6 protein-coding genes, 2 pseudogenes and 1 other annotated feature are annotated in these 6,443 nt (G+C 62.6%); of the genes and pseudogenes, 7 read left to right on the forward strand and 1 reads right to left on the reverse strand.

The window, feature by feature from the left end; all coding sequences use genetic code 11:
- Window positions 1-570: pseudogene (locus K338_RS25370) on the reverse strand (transposase); the annotation flags it as partial.
- Window positions 140-274 (reverse strand) — a sequence feature (AL1L pseudoknot). Its footprint overlaps the pseudogene before it by 135 nt.
- A 229-nt stretch (window positions 571-799) precedes the next feature.
- On the opposite strand from K338_RS25370, the gene K338_RS0119255 reads away from it, so the two are divergent.
- The 7 genes and pseudogenes from K338_RS0119255 to K338_RS24130 form a co-directional block, all read left to right on the forward strand.
- Window positions 800-1,426, forward strand: a complete 627-nt coding sequence (locus K338_RS0119255) for a hypothetical protein (protein WP_040654487.1) — start codon at window positions 800-802, stop codon at window positions 1,424-1,426.
- 13 nt (window positions 1,427-1,439) lie between these two features.
- The gene (locus tag K338_RS0119260) at window positions 1,440-2,222 is read left to right on the forward strand and encodes an energy-coupling factor transporter transmembrane component T family protein (RefSeq protein WP_022919770.1); all 783 of its coding nucleotides are present in this window, start codon (window positions 1,440-1,442) and stop codon (window positions 2,220-2,222) included.
- Between the two features lie 11 nt (window positions 2,223-2,233).
- Window positions 2,234-3,097, forward strand: coding sequence for an energy-coupling factor ABC transporter ATP-binding protein (locus K338_RS24125; protein ID WP_051155015.1), 864 nt, complete (start codon window positions 2,234-2,236; stop codon window positions 3,095-3,097).
- Window positions 3,094-3,960, forward strand: coding sequence for an energy-coupling factor ABC transporter ATP-binding protein (locus K338_RS0119270; protein WP_040654488.1), 867 nt, complete (start codon window positions 3,094-3,096; stop codon window positions 3,958-3,960). Before K338_RS24125 ends, K338_RS0119270 begins: the two co-directional genes overlap by 4 nt.
- On the forward strand, window positions 3,948-4,937 hold the full coding sequence (locus K338_RS0119275) for an NAD-dependent epimerase/dehydratase family protein (protein ID WP_022919771.1): 990 nt from the start codon (window positions 3,948-3,950) through the stop codon (window positions 4,935-4,937). Before K338_RS0119270 ends, K338_RS0119275 begins: the two co-directional genes overlap by 13 nt.
- Window positions 4,938-4,958: 21 nt before the next feature.
- Complete coding sequence (locus K338_RS0119280) at window positions 4,959-6,104, forward strand: sialidase family protein (RefSeq protein ID WP_211218277.1); 1,146 nt, start codon at window positions 4,959-4,961, stop codon at window positions 6,102-6,104.
- A gap of 117 nt (window positions 6,105-6,221) precedes the next feature.
- Window positions 6,222-6,443, forward strand: a pseudogene (locus K338_RS24130) (IS5/IS1182 family transposase); the annotation flags it as partial.

The raw sequence follows: 6,443 nt of genomic DNA on the forward strand, positions 1-6,443 counted from the left end.
GGTGAGCTGCCTTCCACAGTTTCCGCACTCCGTAGACGCGGTAGTTCTCCTCCCACAGCGCCCGCAGCATCGGCCGCAGTTCGACATCCCGCACGGCCCGCGCTGACGGGGTGCGGGTCTTGGCGGCGTAGTACGTGCTCGGAGCCACCTGCAACACCCTGCAGATGGGCTCGACCCCGAGCCGGCGACCAGCCACCACCTCGTCCTTGATCGCCTCGATGAATACGACTATCTCTTCGATGGGCGGTCGAGCTCCGCCGCGAAGAAACTGGCAGCCCGCCGCAGAATCTCGTTGGTTCGGCGCAGCTCCCGGTTCTCCTGCTCCAGCACCTTGAGCCGCTCGGACTCCCCGGTGCTCACCCCCGGCGCCTGGCCATCGTCGATATCGGCCTGCTTGACCCAGGTCCGCACCGACTCCGCCCCATACCCCAGCTGGTCGGCGACCCGTTTCACCGTGCCCCGAGACGTGCCCAGCTCGGCCCGCAACGTGCGCACCATACGCACCGCAGCGGCCTTCTCCTCCTCGCTATACCGACGCGACGTCGGCCCAGCCACCTGCTTGCTCGCCATGACTCCATCCTCGCTTCAAAGCTCAGGAGTCTCCACCGAACCCAGTACGGTTCAATCGCATCAGCGGTCGGCCAGGACGCGCGGCCGACCTGCTGCGCTTCCTCGACTACGTCGCCGATAAGGACGACGTCTGGGTCGCACGCCGCATCGACATCGCCGAGCACTGGCACGCCCACCACACCCCCGTCACGCGCCCAGCGTGAACCAACCCATACAACGAGGTATCACCATGTCTGAACAGACAGCACACACCAGCAAGTGGACCACTTTGCCAAACTGGAAGTTCCAGCCACTTCCTAGAGACACTCGCACGATCATCACCTGCGTGTTCCTCGGGCTCTGCATGGCAGTCATCCTGCAGATCACCGAGCGCATCGACCTGGCCCTCACCGGTGGCAGCATTCCCATCGTTTCTGCCATTGTGGTCTGCGCCATCTGGGTACCGTCAGCTGCCTTCTACGGATTCACCGGCGCGCTGATCACAGCATGGATCAACCCGATCATCTCCAACCTGACGGCTTCGCAGCCCATGGCGCCGTTCCTGTTCCTCACCAACGCAGCGCACACGGTACCGGTCGCACTCCTGGTCTGGATCATGAAAGCAAAAGGCCGTGGTCTGCTCCTGTGGGAAGTCATCCTCATCGGTCAGGTCGGCGGCATATTCGACGCGCTGACGTTCGGCGTCGGCAATCGGGTGATCCTGCACCTGCCCTGGGACTTCATCACCGTCCAGATCCTGATTGTGCAGCCGTGCTACTTTGTCGGCAGCTTCATCACTTACGTCATCATGCGTCGACTGTTGAAGACAGGTCTGATCAAGAAGAACGATCAGGCCGACAGCGTGCAGACCATCTAGGCACGGCGTTCTTATGCTCTACCGCCCAGGTTCCACGTTCTTCCACCGTTCCGATCCACGAGCCAAGCTGTTCACCATCCTCGTCGTGCTGGCTCTGGCCCTGAGCACCACGCGACTCGACGTGCTGCTTGCGCTTACAGCGATCGTGATCGTTGCTCTGGCCATCGGAGCCGGTCTGACCCCGCGTTCCTACTGGAAAGCCCTCGTGGTCATATTGCCCCTCATAGCGCTGCTCACCCTGCTGCAGTCCTTGGTTCAGGGCGGGCCCGCCGCGTTCAGTCTCGGCTCAGTAGGCTTCTCCCGTCACGGCATCCTGCTGGGCCTGGCTCTGGGAACGCGGCTGATGGCCATGGGAATCTGTTTCTACGGGTTCTCAGTCACCACCAGCCCATCAGACATCTCCCTTGCGCTGAACCGGTTGGGCGTGCCGTACAAGTTCTCGTACCTGACGAGCTTCGCGTTCCGATTCCTCCCGCTGATGCAGGACGAAGCCCGAACTCTTCTTACTGCCATGTCGGTCCGCGGCTCCGACGAGGGCACGTCGCCGAACCCATTTCGTCGCGGCAAGGCAATCGTGCGAATGCTGTTCCCAATGCTGATGGGCTCGTTGAAACGCAGCGGCGACATCTCCTTGTCGATGGAGCTCCGCGGATACGGACTCAAGGGACCTCGCACGTGCCTCCGCTCCCTTCACTTCCACGGAAGAGACGTGGCACTCGTGCTGACCATGGTCTTAGTCGTCGTGGCGGCCGTGCTCGTCCAGTGGCAAGTGCCCAACCCGCTCGCTGTCCGCTAGGAGACTGTCCGATGTCCACAGCACCAGCTATCACAACCAGGGGTCTGACACTCCGCTACTCCGGTGCCGAGCGACGCGCACTCGAGGACATCAGTTTTGATGTCTTCACTGGGGAGATCCTAGGCATCCTGGGCGCTACCGGTGCCGGGAAATCCACCCTGCTGCAAGTGCTCGCAGGTGTGATCCCGCACCATGAGCACGATGCCGCATTCCGTGGCGATGTGAACATACTCGGCCGAGATATCGACGACTACGGTTCGCTCACCGCCATCGCCGCCGAGGTCGGCCTGGTCCTGCAAGACCCGGAAGTTCAGCTCGTCAACACGGTGGTCCGCGAGGAACTCGCCTGGGGGATGGAGAACCGCGGAGTGCCCATCCCTGAGATGCAGCAGCGCCTCGATCGCGCGGCGGAGCTGTTCGACATCACTCCGCTACTGGACCGCTTCACCCATGCGCTCTCTGGCGGTGAGAAGCAGCGCGTGGTGGTGGCGGCTGTCTACTGCCTGAGCCCAAGGATCATCTTGCTTGACGAACCCACCTCCGAACTCGATCCGGCGGGCACCGAAAGTGTCATGAAGGCAGTACGCACACTTGCCGACGAAGGCGTCACAGTGGTGATCGTTGACCACAAGATCGAAGAACTCGCACTGTATGCCGATCGCCTCATGGTCCTTGACAGCGGAAATGTGCGTGCGGTCGGCACTCCGCGCGAGATCCTCACCCGCGGAGACTCTCCTTACCGACCACAAGTAGTGGACGTGGCTCTGGAGCTCGACATGATGGATCTCTGGCCGGGCACGAAGCTACCGCTCGGAGTTGATGAGGCCGTAGCTATCTGGACCGGAGCGCCAGCGCCCGAGGAGGTGCAGCAATGACCACCTCCGCTCTGGAACTGCACGACGTCCATCACGTCTATCCCCCGGATGTCCAGGCGCTTCGCGGAATCGACCTCACTGTCAACCGTGGAGAGTTCCTGGCCATCATCGGCAAGAACGGATCCGGCAAGACGACGCTCGCCAAACACTTCAACGGATTGCTGAAGCCGACCAACGCAGCTGGCCGTGTGCTCGTTCGAGGCGCCCAGGGGGCCCGGTCTGAGACACGGAAGCTGCGGTTGCACCAACTGGCCGGCACCATCGGCTACGTCTTCCAGAACCCAGACCGACAGATATTCCACGACACCTGTGCTGAAGAGCTCGCATTCGGGCTGAACAACATGCGGACACCGGCGAACGAGCAAGAGCAGCGGATCGCTCGCACGCTGTCCCTCGTCGGACTTGCCGGATGCGAGGAGACCAACCCCGTGCAGATGAGCCGGGGCCAACGCCAGCGTCTGGCCATCGCATCCACTCTTGTGATGGAACCGGAAGTGGCAGTCATCGATGAGCCGACCACGGGCCAAGACCCCGACGAAGGCCGAATCATCCTGGAGTTCCTCGCTCAGTACAACGCGGCCGGACGCACTGTGGTGATCATCTCCCACGACATGGCGCTCGTCGCCGAGTATGCCTCGCGGGTAGTTGCCATGCGCCACGGCCACGTTCTGGCCGACGGCACTCCTCGGGAAGTATTCGGCCGAACCGATGTGCTTGAACAGACCAATATCCGACCACCCCAGGCCGCCGTGCTTGCCGCTCGACTCGGTCTGACCAACGTGCTCACCGTGCCGGAGGCAGTGTCAGCGATGGCCGCCTCCCGGAACGCGAGCGCTGATGAGGAGCGCCCGTGCATGTCCTGATTACCGGCGGAACCGGATTCGTGATGAGCGTGCTCGCCCGTGAGCTCCTCACATCGGGAGCAGCAGACCGCCTCACCCTCCTCGACCAGACCGCGCCTGACCCGGCAGTCGTCGGTTTCATCGCCAACACCGACGCGGTGAACTTCGACGTGGTCGACGTCCGAGACAGTGAACATGTGTACCGGCGCATCCACGACGCGCGGCCGGACGTTGTAGTGCACGGGGCGACGGTTACCCAGGTACCGGAATGGGAGAGGAGCGATCCCACCCGTTACGTCGACGTCAATGTTCTCGGCACCTCGCACGTCCTAGATGCTGCCCGGCGAACCGACTCGGTCCGCCGAGTCCTCTATATCTCCAGTGCCGCCGTGTACGGCTCCGGAAACTGCGTTCCCGGGCCGCTCTCTGAAGATGCGCCGACCCGACCCGACGAGATGTATGGAGTAAGCAAGGTAGCCGCCGAAATGGTCGCGCAACGATTTGCGGCTCTGTACGGGCTCGACATCCCTGTCGTGCGCTTCACTATGGTGTTCGGACCGATGGAGCGGCCGACGAGCGGTCGTGCGCAGATGTCGCTGCCCTTCCACCTAGCCGCGTCCCGGGTTACCAACACAAGTCTTGAGGTGAGCGAGCGGACACTGCGCGCTGGCGGAGACTGGATCAGTGCCGTCGACGTTGCCAGAGCGCTGCGGATGTTGTGCACCGACACCGAGTCCTGTGCTGGTACCTATCACCTCGCCTCCGGGGAGCGAACCGACGTCCCCGATCTGATCAGGGCTTTCGGCGCAAGCGTGACCACGTCGGCGAGCTCCACCGTCGACATGGATCCGGACAAGAAGTTCGGGAAGCACGCCATCTATTCCATCGCCCGTGCTCGCGGCCGCCTGGGCTGGCAGCCGCGACCTTTGGCAGAGCAGGTTGCGGAGTACCTGAGCTGGGCTGCTGCCAACTCAAAATTCTTTCACGCACTGAACTGAACACATCGCGAGAGGACACCCATGCCTGCTATGACACCACCCCGCCTGTTGCGACGGCCGACAGCTGATCGTTACCAAGACGACTATCGCCTGTGGCAGGGAATCGCCTCGCTTGAGCGGACAACCGCCGGTCGCCTGTACGCCGCCTGGTACAGCGGAATGGAAACGGAGCGGGGCGGGAACTTCGTCGTCGTCAGTACCTCGGACGACGGTGGCGACAGCTGGCGGAGCGTCGAGATGGTGATTGAACACGATGACCCGAGCGTGCGCTGCTACGACCCCTGCCTCTGGCGAGATCCGCTCGGCCGTCTGTGGATCACCTGGAACCAGAGCGTGGAGTTCTTTGACGGCCGTTGCGGAGTGTGGGCAATTGTCAGTTCCAACGCCGACTCTGAGCAACCAGACTGGTCGGAGCCGCGTCGGATTGCGAACGGGATCATGATGAACAAGCCGATAGCAACATCGGCTGGAGAATGGCTGTTTCCCTGCGCCATCTGGTCCGATCACACCCCCACCGAGGACCACCCGGAAATGGCGGACGAGCGATTTTCGAATGTCTACGTCAGCACGGACCACGGAGATACCGTCAGTTACCGTGGCAGTGCTGACGTTCCCAACCGACAGTTCGACGAGCATGTCCTGGTCGAACGTCGGGACGGTTCCATCTGGATGCTGGTGCGCTGCTACGACGGCATCGGTGAGTCGTTCTCAACCGACGGCGGTCGGACATGGTCGCCCGGGCGGAAGAGCCACATCCCCGGGCCATGCTCGAGGTTCCATGTCAGTCGTCTCGCCTCTGGCCGCTTGTTGATGATCAACCATGTGGACTTCGAAGCACCGCTGTCCCGCGAGGAAGTCGCCGCCCAAGGGAATGTGAAGGTCTGGCGCGGGCGCACCAATCTCACCGCTCTACTCAGCGATGACGATGGTGCAACGTGGCCCCACGCGCTACTGCTGGACGACGGCGCAGATGTCTCCTACCCGGACGCTTGCCAAGGCGAGGACGGCACCCTCTACGTGATCTACGACAACTCGCGGATGACGAAGCGTTCAATCCACCTCGCCCGCATTACCGAGGAGGACATCCTCGCCGGAAATCTGGTCGATGACGCATCGCGCTTGCAGCTCACGGTGAACGTCGCCCGAGCACTACCCGAACGGATCTAGGGCGTGTCCTGTAAGAGATCGCGCGGGTAGGTGTGGGGTGTGGCGTTGCGGGGGTGCAGGCACGAGGGCTGTTAAACACGGTTTCGACCAAGATTCCGATGTTTGCCAGGAGTCCTCGTGCCTGCCGTGCCATCATCCATCATCGAGCCCTTGTGGGCCCAGTTCAGCGTCCTTATCCCGCCCGTGGTCGATACTCACCCGTTGGGCTGCCACCGGCCCCGGGTCGCTGACCGGATCGTCTTCGACAAGCTCATCGGGGTTCTGGTGCTGGGTGCCTCCTACGCCAAGATCGCCGACGGGACGTGCTCGGCTACCACGATCCGCACCCGCCGCGATGAG

The organism is Ruania albidiflava DSM 18029 (assembly GCF_000421225.1).
In the GTDB taxonomy this organism is placed as follows: Bacteria; Actinomycetota; Actinomycetes; order Actinomycetales; family Beutenbergiaceae; genus Ruania; species Ruania albidiflava.

Bases quoted from the DNA above. Each gene is read 5' to 3' on its own strand.
- K338_RS0119255 (WP_040654487.1), top strand. From the start codon at position 800: ATGTCTGAACAGACAGCACACACCAGCAAGTGGACCACTTTGCCAAAC.
- K338_RS24125 (WP_051155015.1), top strand. From the start codon at position 2,234: ATGTCCACAGCACCAGCTATCACAACCAGGGGTCTGACACTCCGCTAC.
- K338_RS0119260 (WP_022919770.1), top strand. From the start codon at position 1,440: ATGCTCTACCGCCCAGGTTCCACGTTCTTCCACCGTTCCGATCCACGA.
- K338_RS0119270 (WP_040654488.1), top strand. From the start codon at position 3,094: ATGACCACCTCCGCTCTGGAACTGCACGACGTCCATCACGTCTATCCC.
- K338_RS0119280 (WP_211218277.1), top strand. From the start codon at position 4,959: ATGCCTGCTATGACACCACCCCGCCTGTTGCGACGGCCGACAGCTGAT.